Source organism: Neisseriaceae bacterium (assembly GCA_016864895.1).
GTDB lineage: Bacteria > Pseudomonadota > Gammaproteobacteria > Burkholderiales > Neisseriaceae > QFNR01.
Genome location: CP046107.1, coordinates 1,419,228 through 1,433,633 on the forward strand (window position 1 = coordinate 1,419,228; position 14,406 = coordinate 1,433,633).

The 14,406-nt window shown below is 32.5% G+C and carries 14 protein-coding genes; 8 read left to right on the top strand and 6 right to left on the bottom strand.

Annotation, left to right across the window (positions count from 1 at the left end):
- Position 1: 1 nt before the first annotated feature.
- From GKC53_06100 to aceK, 3 genes are all read right to left on the bottom strand, one after another.
- Positions 2 to 172 (bottom strand): hypothetical protein, encoded by a 171-nt coding sequence (locus tag GKC53_06100; GenBank protein QRN41671.1) that lies wholly within the window; start codon positions 170 to 172, stop codon positions 2 to 4.
- A 240-nt stretch (positions 173 to 412) separates the two neighbouring features.
- Entirely contained in the window at positions 413 to 1,225 is an 813-nt protein-coding gene (locus GKC53_06105; GenBank protein QRN41858.1) for a glutamate racemase, read from the bottom strand.
- Positions 1,226 to 1,244: 19 nt separating this feature from the next.
- Positions 1,245 to 3,023, bottom strand: a complete 1,779-nt coding sequence (gene aceK / locus GKC53_06110; GenBank protein ID QRN41672.1) for a bifunctional isocitrate dehydrogenase kinase/phosphatase — start codon at positions 3,021 to 3,023, stop codon at positions 1,245 to 1,247.
- Between the two features lie 155 nt (positions 3,024 to 3,178).
- Between aceK and grpE the strand changes: the two genes are divergently transcribed.
- The 5 genes from grpE (at position 3,179) to GKC53_06135 (ending at position 8,723) form a co-directional block, all read left to right on the top strand.
- The gene (grpE, locus tag GKC53_06115) at positions 3,179 to 3,802 is read left to right on the top strand and encodes a nucleotide exchange factor GrpE (GenBank protein ID QRN41673.1); all 624 of its coding nucleotides are present in this window, start codon (positions 3,179 to 3,181) and stop codon (positions 3,800 to 3,802) included.
- 95 nt (positions 3,803 to 3,897) lie between these two features.
- On the top strand, positions 3,898 to 5,847 hold the full coding sequence (gene dnaK / locus GKC53_06120) for a molecular chaperone DnaK (GenBank protein ID QRN41674.1): 1,950 nt from the start codon (positions 3,898 to 3,900) through the stop codon (positions 5,845 to 5,847).
- Positions 5,848 to 6,137: 290 nt separating this feature from the next.
- Positions 6,138 to 6,605: a bacterioferritin gene (gene bfr, locus GKC53_06125; protein ID QRN41675.1), complete on the top strand. Its 468-nt coding sequence runs from the start codon at positions 6,138 to 6,140 to the stop codon at positions 6,603 to 6,605.
- An 8-nt stretch (positions 6,606 to 6,613) separates the two neighbouring features.
- Complete coding sequence (gene bfr / locus GKC53_06130) at positions 6,614 to 7,078, top strand: bacterioferritin (GenBank protein ID QRN41676.1); 465 nt, start codon at positions 6,614 to 6,616, stop codon at positions 7,076 to 7,078.
- Positions 7,079 to 7,580: 502 nt separating this feature from the next.
- The gene (locus tag GKC53_06135; GenBank protein ID QRN41677.1) at positions 7,581 to 8,723 is read left to right on the top strand and encodes an aminotransferase class I/II-fold pyridoxal phosphate-dependent enzyme; all 1,143 of its coding nucleotides are present in this window, start codon (positions 7,581 to 7,583) and stop codon (positions 8,721 to 8,723) included.
- A gap of 29 nt (positions 8,724 to 8,752) precedes the next feature.
- Here GKC53_06135 and bioD read toward each other — a convergent pair whose 3' ends face one another.
- The 3 genes from bioD to GKC53_06150 all read right to left on the bottom strand — a co-directional run bounded on the left by bioD (position 8,753) and on the right by GKC53_06150 (position 11,069).
- Positions 8,753 to 9,409 carry an ATP-dependent dethiobiotin synthetase BioD gene (gene bioD, locus GKC53_06140; GenBank protein ID QRN41678.1) on the bottom strand — a complete coding sequence of 219 codons (657 nt, stop codon included), beginning with the start codon at positions 9,407 to 9,409 and terminating at the stop codon, positions 8,753 to 8,755.
- A 6-nt stretch (positions 9,410 to 9,415) separates the two neighbouring features.
- Positions 9,416 to 10,714 (bottom strand): adenosylmethionine--8-amino-7-oxononanoate transaminase, encoded by a 1,299-nt coding sequence (bioA, locus tag GKC53_06145; GenBank protein QRN41679.1) that lies wholly within the window; start codon positions 10,712 to 10,714, stop codon positions 9,416 to 9,418.
- Between the two features lie 181 nt (positions 10,715 to 10,895).
- Positions 10,896 to 11,069 carry a hypothetical protein gene (locus tag GKC53_06150; GenBank protein QRN41680.1) on the bottom strand — a complete coding sequence of 58 codons (174 nt, stop codon included), beginning with the start codon at positions 11,067 to 11,069 and terminating at the stop codon, positions 10,896 to 10,898.
- 260 nt (positions 11,070 to 11,329) lie between these two features.
- Between GKC53_06150 and GKC53_06155 the strand changes: the two genes are divergently transcribed.
- The 3 genes from GKC53_06155 to dapD all read left to right on the top strand — a co-directional run bounded on the left by GKC53_06155 (position 11,330) and on the right by dapD (position 14,080).
- Positions 11,330 to 11,560 carry a hypothetical protein gene (locus tag GKC53_06155; protein QRN41681.1) on the top strand — a complete coding sequence of 77 codons (231 nt, stop codon included), beginning with the start codon at positions 11,330 to 11,332 and terminating at the stop codon, positions 11,558 to 11,560.
- Between the two features lie 686 nt (positions 11,561 to 12,246).
- Entirely contained in the window at positions 12,247 to 12,477 is a 231-nt protein-coding gene (locus GKC53_06160) for a hypothetical protein (GenBank protein QRN41682.1), read from the top strand.
- Between the two features lie 784 nt (positions 12,478 to 13,261).
- Positions 13,262 to 14,080 carry a 2,3,4,5-tetrahydropyridine-2,6-dicarboxylate N-succinyltransferase gene (gene dapD / locus GKC53_06165; GenBank protein ID QRN41683.1) on the top strand — a complete coding sequence of 273 codons (819 nt, stop codon included), beginning with the start codon at positions 13,262 to 13,264 and terminating at the stop codon, positions 14,078 to 14,080.
- The last annotated feature ends 326 nt before the right edge of the window (positions 14,081 to 14,406 follow it).

Here is a 14,406-nt window from a genome sequence, read left to right on the forward strand (position 1 = left end):
TTCATTTATTTGGCCCTGATAATACTGTTTGATTATTATCACTTAAACAAAGTAATAGTGAGGTATATTCATCTTTGACTTTATCGGATTCTGATACTACCACTTGAGTATTATCACTTACAATTGTTGTTGATAACTTTTTTACAGATTTCACTGCAGTAGACTCTGGCATTACTGTTTGGGTAGTATTACTGACAGCTGGTAGTAGTGACCCATCGTTAACTTCATTGGACTCTAATATGATACTTGATTACTTATTACCCAAAGCTTGTGCTATAGATTTTGGCCTATATTGAATAGGTACAATTGTAGTCCCATTCTTACCATCCTTTAGGACAAGGAGGATGTTAATGAAAATATAATTTGACAAGGACTTATACAAAACAGGCCAGAAAAACAATATAAAGCAGAATTAATCTAAAATATGGCGTTCTATATGTTCTAAAGTTCGACCTAGGAATTGCTCTCCAATAGTTTGGAATTTTAATGGAATATCAGAAACATAAAATTGATAATTAGGTAGGGTATTATTATGGTTTAGTAAATTTTTCCGCTCTAGTTCAGAAGCAATGGTTTTGGCCACAGTAGTTGCTGAGTCAATGAGCGTAATTTGAGGACCTACTTCGAGTTGAATTATTGGTTTTAAAAGGGGATAGTGTGTACATCCTAATATTAGGGTATCAACATTTTCAGCCAAAATAGGTCTTAGGTATTCTCTTATGGTTAAACGAGTAATGTCATTGTTTAACCATCCTTCTTCGACTAAGGGAACTAATAAGGAACATGCTTTTGAAATGACTCTTGTATTAGGATTATAATTTGCAATAGCTCGTGCATAGGCATTGCTGTTGACTGTTGTAGAAGTCGCAATAACGCCTATTTGGTTGTTACTGGTAACTTTAAGTGCAGCATTGGCGCCAGCAGATATGACATCAATAACTGGAATATCACACGCTATTTCCTTTACTGTATTAAGTGCAACTGCTGAAATAGTATTACATGCAACGACTAATGCCTTCACATCTTTTTGTAAAAGAAAGTCTATTATTTGTTGTGTGAATAATTGTATAGTTTTTTTCGATTTCATCCCATAAGGAACCCGTGCAGTATCACCAAAATAGATGATACTTTCATGTGGCATTCTTTCCATTAGTGCTTTGATAACAGTTAGCCCACCAATACCGGAATCGAATACACCAATGGGGTTTTTAGAGAGAGAAGATATAGTAGTATTAGTATTGTGATTATTCATGATTTTCTGATTTTTTACTTTCTAAACCTAGTTGTCTGGCATTTAATTTAAATCTCAAGCTTTCTGGGTAGGGAAAAAAATCTTCTACCACACCAGCTAAGATGTTATCTTTTTTCTTTTGCCAAAACTCTGGCGTTAATAGATCTTTGTGATGTTTCAAAAAAACTTTTCTTACCTCAGGATCCCCCAATAAAAAAGGGGCAAACTCTTCAGGAAATACATCACCGGGTTGTACAGGATACCAAACTTCATCCGATAGTTCATATTCGGGATTAGGGGGTGGCGGTATTTTTTTAAAATTACAATTTGTCATGTATTCAATTTCATCATAATCATAAAATATTAGTTTTCCATAACTAGTAAGGCCAAAATTTTTGTATAACATATCGCCAGGGAAAATATTGGCAGTAGCCAGATCTTTTAAGGTATTGCCGTATTCTATAACTAGATTTTCCTTTTCTTCTTGGGGTGCTTTTTTCATTTGTATATTTAAAGGTTTTAATCTACGTTCTATATAGACGTGCTTAATAATCAGCAAGTCTTTACAAATTTTTATTTGGGAGGGTGCTAATTCTTTTAACTCAGTCAGCAACTCTTCACTACATCTACTTAGTGGAATGGCAACATTAGTATACTCTAAAGTATCTGCTAGACGTCCTACACGATCATGTTTTTTAACAAGTTCGTATTTATTTTTTACATACGTTCGGTCAAAATTTTTATTCGGACCGAAATAATCTTTAATGATTTTGAAAACATAAGGGAATGAAGGTAATGTAAATACGATCATGACCAAACCTTTGATTCCAGGAGCTAAAATGAAATCATCTGATGAATATCTTAGATGTTCTGCAAAATCTCTGAAAAAAATATTCTTACTTTGTTTTTGTAAGCCAAGCATAGTATAAAAGTCGGTTTTATCTCGCATAGGTAACATGCTTTTAAGGAAATTTACATAACCAGAAGGAACATCCATATCCACTAGAAAATAGGCACGAGAAAAAGAGAAGAGTCCTGCAATTTGTTTGGGCTCGAAGAGTACAGTGTCAATTACCAATTCACCTTTAGAATTATGGATAACTGCAACTGAGAAAGGATATCTTGTGTGTCCATTAATGATTTGACCAAATATATAAGCACACTTGTTACGATAAAAAGGGGAGTGTAGTATTTTGAAGTGAAGGTTTAGTTCATCTAGTGGCCATTTATCTTTGAGAAAATTTTTAGCGGCTCCAAGTACATTTTCAATATCCTGCTCTATATCTGCAAATGGAATTTTCCAATCAAAATAGTTCAGTACATCTGCTAATATTTGTCTTAATTCATTTTTAGGATAAAAAGTATTAAAAGTACCTGTTTCAGATTCAATGTATTCAGTAGAAATGGCAGGTTTTAGAAAGATAAGCTTATTATTAAAATAGTTTTTACCGAGTATTTTATTAGAAACGGAGTTAAAAAAAGTTTCGGCCAGCTCAGGCTGTTTATGATTGATTAGTAGCACTATGTAGGCAAGTTTAGTACCTTTCCACATCTTTTCATTCAAAACGTTTGCTGCAAAATCTTTTTTTAATTTAGCAACACACTCTAAAACCCTATCATCATACATGCGTATTCTATTTGCAACTAATTTTTGGATTTCTAACCATTCTCCTGCTTCAAAAAGTTCCTTAGCCTTGGCACTTATTGACCTAAAAAGAGTATAGTGGCGATTAAAGCCGGATAAAATAGTATCAGCGATAGCTTGTGCCTGTTGTGTGCCTAGATATGACATAGTATTTGAATGATCTTTTGAAATTAACAGTAATTCTAGTGATGATTGATTGTATCAAAAATAAATAAACGAAAGGGCAGAACTTGAAAATAAAAAAATAGACCTTATATCTTGATCGAGTTACAGAGTTGTATTTTTATTAAGGGAAATTATTTATGAGTAAAGAAAATAAACAAGATGTAGATTGGGAAAGAGCAGGTCTTGAGGCTAATGAGCTAGATGTAGAAAGCAATAATGAAAGTTTAAAAAATAACCAAGAGCAAGTGACTCACTCTTTTATAGATGAGGAAGAAGAGCCACAGCAACAGATTAACGAATTAAATAGTCAAATCATTAAACTCAATGAACAGATTTTAGATTTGCAACAACAAATAAAAGATGAGGAAATAAGATCTTTGGCAAATATTCAGAATTTGCAACGCAGGCATAAGAATGAGTTAGATGATGCTTATAAATATGCATCAACTAGGTTTGCAAAAGAGATGTTACCTATTAAAGATTATTTAGAGATGGCTTTGATGGATGAAAGCAATCATTTTGAAACTCTTCAAAAAGGGGTTGAGTTAACCTTAAAACAGTTAGATTCAGCTTTTGAATCTGTTTTTATTAAAGAAATTAATTCATTGGGTGAGGTATTTGATCCTAATAAACATAATGCTGTGGGTACAGAGAAATCTGAAGAGGAACCTAATACAGTTATTAAAGTTTTACAAAAAGGTTATGAAATGAATGATAGAGTTCTAAGACCTGCCATGGTGATTGTTGCTTCTGCAGAATAATTTTTCGATTGACTATTGAAAAAAATCACCTTAGACCAAACCTTAGTAACAAGTACAAATAAAAATATTTTAAATTTAAATTTTGGGAGTGAATTATGGCTAAAGTAATAGGTATTGACTTGGGAACAACCAACTCATGTTTGGCAGTTTCTGAAAATGGACAAACAAAAATTATTGAGAATGCTGAAGGTGCGAGAACCACCCCTTCTATAATCGGTTATGTAGATGGTGGTGAAATTTTAGTTGGAGCACCAGCAAAAAGACAAGCTGTGACCAATGCTAAAAACACAATTTATGCAGTTAAACGTTTGATTGGTCGTAAATTTGATGATAAAGAAGTACAAAGGGATATCGAATCTGTGCCTTATGAAATTATCAAGGCAAGCAATACAGATGCTTGGGTAAAAGCACAAGGTAAAGAATTGTCCCCTCCTCAAGTATCAGCTGAAATTTTAAGAAAATTGAAAAAATCAGCAGAGGATTATTTTGGGCATCCAGTAACTGAAGCAGTTATTACTGTTCCAGCTTATTTTAATGACAGTCAACGTCAGGCAACCAAAGATGCAGGTAAAATTGCAGGATTAGAAGTTAAACGTATTATTAATGAACCAACTGCGGCAGCTTTAGCTTTTGGTATGGATAAGAGTGGTACTGGTGATTCTAAGATTGCTGTATATGATTTAGGTGGTGGTACATTTGATGTTTCCATTATTGAAATTGCAGATGTAGATGGTGAAAAACAATTTGAGGTTTTAGCTACTAACGGGGATACATTCTTGGGAGGTGAAGATTTTGATCAACGTTTGATAGACTATATTAGTTCTGAGTATAGAAAAGATACTGGTATCGACTTAAAGCAGGATGTTATGGCTTTGCAGAGACTAAAAGAAGCAGCAGAAAAAGCTAAGATTGAGTTGTCCAGTGCACAACAAACAAGTATTAGTCTGCCTTATATCACATCCGATGCGAGTGGACCTAAACACTTAGAGATGAATATTACGCGTGCTAAATTTGAGAGTTTGGTTGATGATTTGATTCAAAGAACAATTGAACCATGTAAAATTGCATTGAAAGATGCAAATCTGAGTTTAAGTGATATTGATGATGTCATTTTGGTTGGTGGTCAGACACGTATGCCAAAAGTTCAAGAAACAGTGAAAGATTTCTTTGGTAAAGAGCCACGTAAAGACGTTAATCCTGATGAGGCGGTGGCAGCTGGTGCTGCTATTCAAGGTGCAGTGTTGTCAGGTGATAGGACAGACGTGTTATTATTGGATGTAACACCTCTGTCATTGGGAATTGAAACGTTGGGTGGTGTCATGACTAAGTTAATTGAGAAGAATACTACTATTCCAACTAAGCACTCTCAAGTTTTCTCGACAGCTGAAGATAATCAAAATGCAGTTACTATTCACGTATTACAAGGTGAAAGAGAAAGAGCTTCTGCTAACAAGAGTTTAGGTCAGTTTAACTTAACTGATATTCCACCTGCTCCTCGTGGTATGCCTCAAATTGAAGTAACTTTTGATATTGATGCGAATGGTATTTTGCATGTTTCTGCCAAGGATAAAGGAACAGGTAAAGAAAATAAAATTACTATTCAAGCTTCTAGTGGGTTATCCGATGAAGAAATTGATCGTATGATTAAGGATGCACAAGCCAATGCTGAAGAAGACAGAAAATTAACAGAAGTTATTCAATCACGTAATCAGGCAGAGGCATTAATTTATTCAGTTAAAAAATCTTTAGCTGATTATGGTAGTGAAGTGGATACTGCAGAAGTAGAAAAAATTCAAACAGCTATTAATGCTGCAGAAGAAGCGGTCAAATCAGAAGATAAAGCACGTATTGATAGTGCAAAAGAAGAATTAGCGCGTGTTAGTCAAAAATTAGGTGAAATTATGTATGCTAAAGCACAGCAGGAAAGTGCTGCTGCTAGTAACGCAAGTGCTAATAATTCTCAATCATCTTCTGGTTCAAATTCTTCTAGTGGTGATGACAATGTGGTCGATGCTGATTTTGAAGAAGTAGATGATAAAAAATAGAATTAAATTTTGGTGAATAAAAAGAGACGCCGATAGGCGTCTCTTTTTATTTGATAAATACTTTATTTTAATTAGATTTCTATTTTAAAAAATATGATAATTGTTATCATTCAATAAAATTTAATTAAATCAAGTATTTAATATAAAAAATAAATTGATTAATGGTATATATTGGGATATCCTTATCCACAGTAATTAATTGTTACTTTAAGAGTGAAGTATTGGATAAAAAGATGAAAAAGTCTTCTAGATGGGGAAACAAGGAATAATTATTTGATAGGAGGATATCAGTGAAAGGAAATCAAAAAGTAGTAGATTGCTTAAATAAATTGTTAGCAGGGGAATTAATGGCAAGAGATCAGTATTTTATACATTCTGAGATGTATAGGGACTGGGGTTATGAAAAACTTTATACTAAAATTCACCATGAAATGAGCGATGAAGCAGAACATGCTCGCCAGTTTATTGCCCGTATTCTCTTATTGCAAGGAACGCCTAAAGTGGTACCGGAAGCTTTGCATATTGGACATGATGTACCTAGTATGTTAAGAGCAGATTTGGATATTGAGTTAAAGGTTAGAGAGAATCTCAAAAAAGGTATTACACTTTGTGAGCAAGAGAACGATTTTATTACCAGAGAAATTTTAGTTCAACAATTACTAGATACAGAAGAAGATCATGCTTACTGGTTAGAACAACAATTAAGATTGATTGATGAAATGGGCTTAAAAAATTATTTACAAAGCAATATCAAATAGGGGGTTAAATGAAAATTTCAAGGGAAATATTAACTGCTTTAAATGCCAATGTTGGGGTTGATTTAGTTGCAATCAATCAATACTTTTTACATGCAAGAATGCTGAAACATTTGGGTTATGAGTCATTAGGTTCTAAGGTGTATCATCGTTCTATTACAGTAATGAAAATGTCTGATGATTTAATACAAAGAATATTTTTATTAGAAGGATTACCAAATTTACAAAAGTTAGGCAAGTTATTCATAGGTCAAAGTGTCGAAGAAATTTTACAGTGTGATTTGAAACTGGAAGAGGAAATACGTTCTACTTTGCAAGAAACAATATTATTATGTGAAAAAGAACAAGATTTTGTTTCTAGGAAGATACTGGTTGGGCATTTAGATAAAAGTGAAGAATATATTGATGATTTAACAACAGAAATTAATCTTTTGAAAGATCTTGGGTTACAAAATTATTTACAGAAAATTATATAGATAAAAGTACTATTCATTAGTGGGTTTTTGATAGTATTAATTTTTAGTAATTTTTTAACTAGTTGTATTGTTTTTACAGAATTTTCTACAAAAGATAACCATATCCAGTGGGGTAATCAAAATCAATTAACGATAGAGTGTTGTGGTCTATAAATTCGTAAAATACTCTTAACTATTTATCATTTGTAAGTACTTGTTATTTCTTATTGCAATCAAATTTATTCAAGTATATCAAATTTCTACCTTACTGTTTAGGTTATTAATAAATTTTTTGTGTGTTCATTTTCGGTGAAATAAAGACAATGGCAATCATCAAGGGCTATGATTATCTTTTTGTGATGTTTTAGAATCAATCAATTTTTATTTCTAGTTAATAGGAAGAATATCTCCGCTGTAGTATTTTTTCTTTTTAAGGCTATTAAAATTATCTTGTGTTAATCGTTATGACGGCTTAGCATTTTATCATTTTATTAGACAGAATTCTATTCTATAAGGACGGTATATGGCATTCTACCAGGGTTTAGCAGATAAATTGGAAATATTAGAGTTATCTGGCAATAAAAGACGATTATTGAATATTTGTCAAGACAATGAAACTAATAACTCATTGATTAATTTATCTGGGAATGATTATTTAGGGCTTGCTAATTCTTTTGAGCTGCAGGAGGAATTTATTAGTACATTAGACTGTCGAATCCCTTTATATTCTAGTAGTTCATCTCGGTTATTAACTGGTAATAATACATGGTTTTTAGAGTTGGAGTCCTATCTATGTGAGTTATTCAGGGCACCTTCAGCCTTAGTATTTAGTAGTGGGTTTCATATGAATACTGGTATTATTCCTGCCATCAGTGATATGGATACTATTATATTTTCTGATGAATTCAATCATGCCAGTATTATTGATGGTATTCGTTTATCTAGAAAAGGAAAGTTAATCAAGTACAAGCACAATGATCTTGTACAACTAGAACAGTTGATTGAACAGTATCAGTGTGATTTTTCAACTGTATTGGTTGTGACAGAAAGTATTTTCAGTATGGATGGTGATGAGTGTAACTTAAAAGAATTAACAGCAATTAAAAAGCGATACCCTAAAGTCATTCTTTATGTTGATGAAGCGCATGCAATAGGTGTACGTGGAAAAAATGGTTTAGGATGTGCAGAAGAATATGAATGCATTGATAATATTGATTTTTTGGTAGGAACTTTTGGAAAGGCACTTTATTCTGTTGGTGGTTATTTAATTTGCCAGTCAATTGTTAAAGATTATTTAATCAACCATATGAGATCTTTTATTTTTACCACGGCTTTACCTCCTATTAATATTGCTTGGAGTCATTTTATTCTTGAAAAAATACCTAAATTAGACAAAGAAAGAGAATACTTAAGTTATATTGCTCAATTGCTTAGAGATGGACTAGAAAAAAAAGGTTATCCACAAGTGTCCGATTCTCATATTGTGCCTGTAATTATTGGCAATAATTATAAAGTACTAGAAAAATCTGAAACACTTGTAAGATCTGGTTTTTATGTTTTGCCAATACGCTTTCCGACAGTACCAAAAGGAACAGAAAGATTAAGAATTTCCCTAAATACGAACGTAACCGAGCAGAATATTTATCAATTACTGAATATCTTGTAAGGGTTAGTGAGAAATTATATTTATTTTCTCTAGATGTTAATACTTTCGTAATTGGGAATATCAATCCATGTGGTATTGGGAAAATACTTACTTAAATATCTTTGCAAGTATTGTATGGTGTCATTCTCGATGACACTATTAGTATTAGATGAGTGGTGGTTGTAGGCTATGGCATATAGACTGATGTTTTCTGTTTGAAATAAATGTAAGTTTAGAAGAGTATGATTAAGACTACCTAATTTTCCATTGGTAACCAAAATAATAGGATATTGATTTTTTTTGATGTAATCTAAAGTTAAATAATCTTCGGTGAAAGGAACCATTATTCCCCCAGCACCTTCTATTAATACAATATCGTATTCTTGTTTGAGCTTTTTAGTGGCTGAGTTTAATTTTTCAAAATTAATAGGGCGTTTGTCTATTTTTGCAGCTAAATGAGGAGAGGCAGGATAACTATATATTTCCGGCATCGTGGTTTTTGACAGATCAACTGGCTGTAGTGGAATGTTCATTAATTTTCGGTGTGTTAGGACATCTTCAGAAAACTTTTGATTACCCGTTTGTACCAATTTTTGTGTAATAACGTTTTGACCCGAAAACAAAAGATTTTTGGCAATTAATCCAGTTGCAATTGTTTTTCCTATGTTCGTATCAATGCCAGTGATAAAATAAATTCCATGTTGCATTTTCTATTACTCTTGAATAATTAAATCTTTTGTGGTTATTTGCTTAATAATATTAAGTATATTTTTAGCTAAAAAAGTTAGTTCTTCATCAGTGATAATGTAAGGAGGCATTGTATATATTAAATTCCTAAAAGGTCGTATCCAAATATTAGCATTAATAATTTTTTCTTGTAAGTGAATGAGGTTAACTGGATATTCTAATTCTATAACACCAATCGCACCTAAAATTCTTACTTCTTTAACAAAAGGTAAATTAAGAGCAGGAGCTAGTTCTTTATTCAATATTTTCTCAATACGTTGAATATTGTTTTGCCAATTTTGTGAAAGGAGTAATTGGGTTGAAGTATAAGCAACGTGACAGGCTAAAGGATTAGCCATAAATGTAGGGCCATGCATTAGAGCACCAGCCTCACTATTACAAATATTTTCTGCAATTTCTCGTGTAGTTAAGGTGGCAGAAAGAGTTATATAACCACCCGTTAAGCCTTTGCCTATGCACATAATGTCTGGTTCTACCTTTGCATGTTCCCATGCGAATAATTGACCTGTTCTTGCAAAACCAGTAGCAATTTCATCAAATATTAGTAAAATATGATATTCATTACATAGTTTTCTTAACTCTTTTAAATATTGGGGATGATAAAAATACATTCCACCAGCACCTTGCACAATGGGCTCTATGATAAACCCAGCTAAGTGATGATGGTATTTTTCAAAAAAAGATTGTACAGGTTTAATATCTTCAGCATCCCATGTATGGTTGAATTTTGATTGAGGTTGAGGTAGAAAATAGCGTTGAGGTAAGAAATCATTAAAAAGTGAATGCATTCCAGTGTTAGGGTCACATACGGACATTGCATTCCAAGTGTCTCCATGATATCCACTTTTAATGGTGGCAAAATTATTTTTCGTTAGATTTTGCTTTCCTCTCCAATATTGAATAGCCATTTTAAGTGCAATTTCAACAGCCACTGAACCAGAGTCGGCATAAAAAATAATGTCAAGAGAGGGTGGTGTAATTTGGAGTAATAACTTTCCTAGTTTAATGCCAGCCTCGTGGGTTAATCCACCAAACATAATATGGGACATTTTTTTTAGTTGTTCTATAGCAGCTTGATTAAGATTGGGGTGATTATAACCATGTATAGCACACCACCATGAAGACATACCATCAATTAATTGCTTTCCAGACTCAAGTTCTATAATACAACCATATGCCTTTTTAACCATATAAGTAGGAATTGGATGTATGATTGAACTATATGGATGCCATAAATGTAACTGATCAAATAAGTGTTGGTTCATGAAATTATATACGCAGAAAATTGATCATGTTACTATATTTAACAATAATTACAAGTGATTAGTGTTCAAAAAATAAGGATATAGACACAAAGATAGGAAAAAATCAGTAGAACAACGAGGAGTTAGCTAAGTTTTCAGAACGTAAATAAAAACGAAAGCCAATTATTCAAATTGACGGTTGTTACGATTTTTTTATTGTATATTCGTCGATGTATTTTCTAGCAGTTGCAACGCAACACCCACAGTTTTGACCTATACTCAACTCTTGTTGCAAGCCATTTATAGTAGTGATCCCATTTTTGATACTTTCTTTTAACTGGTGATCAGTAATTTGGCTACATAAACAGATTACCATAATTATCTTAAATAAATATTAATGATATCAATTATCATTAATATTTAAAAAAATGTCAATGAAAATTGTGAAGACAATACTTGATTTTGTACATGAAAAGGTGTGAGAAAAAAATAGAATGTGGTAACAAATAGCACAAAAACAGTAAAATTTATGTATTAGGTTTGTATTCAATATTTTAATAATAATATTAAAATGCTAGAATGAGGGAGCGATGTGTAAATTTTATAAGTATTTTATTACCTAAGGGAGATTTGGCAATGAAAAAAGTATTATTTTTAACTTTGGTGACTATTTCTTTAGCTGCATGTTCTGGTGGAAAAAATACAAAAATTGGCGATATAAGTAAAATGGAGCTTGGTGAAATTGAAACAGTAACTAAGTCTTTGACGCCGGAACAAGCTAGGAAAGTGACACAAGCGATTGCTGATTGTCAGGCTGATGCCGTAGCTGAGGTTTGTAATAAAAAAATCAAAGAAGTTATTAAATAAATACGTATTAATATTGTACATGACGTGTTACCTTAAATAGTTGTTCATGTGTTTTCAATGAACTGTGTTTGAAGGGGGATGGTTCGCTGTGTACGGGGTTATTTATTCGGCTGGGGTGGCTTAGGGGGTGGTTTGTGTGCTAGTTTGGGATGGTTTGATTGACCTTGTGACGGGATGAATTGAGATTGAATAATATATTATTTTAACCTTATTTAGTTTCGTTTTAAGTATTCAGATTGTGTAGGCTGGAGATATAAGGATAATTATCAATCTTGGTGTTCTTTATTGTGTTATGTAATAGTGTATTCGCAAATTTGATCAGCTGTGAAACAACCATAATAATGGGATTATCAGTAACGGTTTAGTAACAGGAATTATCTAAAGTGAGCTAGTGGAATTAAATACACCAGTTATTCACATCCTTTTGGATGGGACTGAAACTGTTTGTATGACATGACGATGTGCTTTGATGAACAAAATAATATATGATTATTGGATGTAGGATCACTTTACAGTAGGTAGAAGTCGCTGATATTATCATAGTTTTTAAAGTTGATTATGGGTAGTTATCGAATCAATTCTAGAATTAGGGTTGTGACAAAGGAATAGGAATAATATATCTAAGTGATGTCTGTGTGTAATTTTTTTAAGCTTTATTTGCAATAAAATTGTTGATTGGAATATTCATGAAAAAAAAAGTAGTGTTAGGGTTGTTATTAGTTGCTTTTACCTCATGTTCTGGGGAAAAGAACTTGAAAATTCGTGATGTTGGTAAGATGGATTTGGATGGGATCGTTAAAGTAATGAAATCGTTGACGCCAGAGCAAGCTCAGAAATTAGGTGAGGCGGTTGGGCAATGTCAAGCCAACTCAGAGGCTCAAGTGTGTGACGCAACTATTAAGAAAGTTATTAGATAAACTTGGTTTTGTATATAGGCATTCATAGAAATATACTTTACTGATTGTATTGTGTTAGTCACTTTAGTTGTATGGTATAAGTTTGTTTTTCATGAACTTTATTGCGTGCTTGTTGCTGTGTTAGTCAGTTTTTTTTATTTTTTATCTTGTTGTTGCAATACTTTACAACTGACTGTATTTCATTGTGTTTCTGACTCTATTTGTAGATTATATTAAGGTAATTAAGTTAGTGTTAACTTTGTTTCAAACAGAAGTATTTAATGTTATTGGGTTCAATATTTTAAATGTTTTAGGACTTTATTCATTATATTGTATTTTAAAAAAATTTTATTTTTTTTCACCATGTCTGATTCTACATTTAGTGATTGTGTTGTGTTCGGTCATGAATCCCCTTAGTTTTTTAACAAAACGTTCTGTAAGCCTGTATTCAGAGCAATAACTTAGATGGAATATGGATAGTAGTTAGTTCGAAGCACTGACTACAAAGAAATAAAAGTCTATCTCATCTATAATATAAAGAATGAGGGGGAAGTGTGACCAAAATTAATCATTTTACTTCTCGTTCTGAAACTTGTAGTCGATCACGAACTAGATAGATGAAGTGTAAGACACTAATCTTTTCCAGTTAGTTATATTTGTGATAATTGTTTTATCAGGTTCTGCTGTAAGACTCGTTTTCTTTAAGGCAGAAATTAGTGTGAGATATAGTAAGTATGAATCTAGTTTTTATGTTATATTCTAGAGTAATTTTCAGTTAAAAAGATTAGTGTAGGAAAGGATAAGCATGTCACTTCAAAATATTATTGAACTAGGATTTGAAAATAGATCGGAGATTTCTCCTGATGATGTCAAACCAGAACTAAAGGAGGCAGTTCTTGAAGTGATTGAGTTATTAGATAAAGGTAAGTTGAGAACAGCAGAAAAACTTGATCAGAAATGGGTTGTTAATGAATGGGTTAAAAAAGCTGTCTTATTGTCATTCAGAATTCGTGATAATGAAGTTAGTTCGGATGGTGTGAATCACTATTTTGACAAGGTGGATACCAAATTTTCACAATGGGATAAAAAATGTTTTTCCCAAGGAGGATTTAGAGTAGTCCCTAATGCAGTTGTAAGAAAAGGCTCATACATTGGTAAAAATGTGGTTTTGATGCCCTCTTATGTAAATATTGGTGCTTATGTAGATGAAGGTACAATGGTGGATACATGGGCAACGGTAGGTTCTTGTGCTCAAATTGGTAAAAATGTACATTTATCAGGAGGTGTAGGTATTGGAGGAGTATTGGAGCCATTGCAAGCATCACCAACTATTATTGAAGATAATTGTTTTATTGGGGCTCGTTCTGAAATTGTGGAAGGTGTGATCGTAGAAGAAGGTAGCGTAATTTCTATGGGGGTATATATTGGACAGTCCACTAAGATATATGATCGTGAAACTAAAGAAATTACTTATGGACGGATCCCGGCGGGTTCAGTTGTTGTTGCTGGTAATTTGCCAAGTACAGATGGAATGTATAGCTTATATTGTGCTGTGATTGTTAAAAAAGTAGATGCTAAGACTTTATCTAAAGTAGGTATCAACGAATTGCTAAGAGAAGTTTAAGTTTTTTCGATTGGTTTTTACAGAATATAAAAATAGCCATTGTATATTCTTTGTGGGTAGTGGCATCATCCCAGCTTTTGGATTTATTGTCTTTTAATCATTCAGATTAATATAACTTATTGATTAGCTGATGGGATTGTCGTTTTAAGATCTTGCAAAAAAGTGTGATAATATCGGATGGAGCGTTGTAGAGAAGAATATAATTTAGAATAAATCCTTATCAAGATGATATATGATGTACAAAACTGGAGGAATGATATCAAAAGATATGTATCGAATTGAATGTTAAAATGAAAGCGATATGATTGCATAACAAAAAACCGCGA

Excerpts from the sequence above, each read along its gene's own strand:
- GKC53_06100 (QRN41671.1), bottom strand. The coding sequence starts at position 172 with ATGCCAGAGTCTACTGCAGTGAAATCTGTAAAAAAGTTATCAACAACA.
- aceK (QRN41672.1), bottom strand. The coding sequence starts at position 3,023 with ATGTCATATCTAGGCACACAACAGGCACAAGCTATCGCTGATACTATT.
- grpE (QRN41673.1), top strand. The coding sequence starts at position 3,179 with ATGAGTAAAGAAAATAAACAAGATGTAGATTGGGAAAGAGCAGGTCTT.
- dnaK (QRN41674.1), top strand. The coding sequence starts at position 3,898 with ATGGCTAAAGTAATAGGTATTGACTTGGGAACAACCAACTCATGTTTG.
- bfr (QRN41676.1), top strand. The coding sequence starts at position 6,614 with ATGAAAATTTCAAGGGAAATATTAACTGCTTTAAATGCCAATGTTGGG.
- GKC53_06135 (QRN41677.1), top strand. The coding sequence starts at position 7,581 with ATGGCATTCTACCAGGGTTTAGCAGATAAATTGGAAATATTAGAGTTA.
- bioD (QRN41678.1), bottom strand. The coding sequence starts at position 9,409 with ATGCAACATGGAATTTATTTTATCACTGGCATTGATACGAACATAGGA.
- bioA (QRN41679.1), bottom strand. The coding sequence starts at position 10,714 with ATGAACCAACACTTATTTGATCAGTTACATTTATGGCATCCATATAGT.
- GKC53_06150 (QRN41680.1), bottom strand. The coding sequence starts at position 11,069 with ATGGTAATCTGTTTATGTAGCCAAATTACTGATCACCAGTTAAAAGAA.
- GKC53_06155 (QRN41681.1), top strand. The coding sequence starts at position 11,330 with ATGAAAAAAGTATTATTTTTAACTTTGGTGACTATTTCTTTAGCTGCA.
- GKC53_06160 (QRN41682.1), top strand. The coding sequence starts at position 12,247 with ATGAAAAAAAAAGTAGTGTTAGGGTTGTTATTAGTTGCTTTTACCTCA.
- dapD (QRN41683.1), top strand. The coding sequence starts at position 13,262 with ATGTCACTTCAAAATATTATTGAACTAGGATTTGAAAATAGATCGGAG.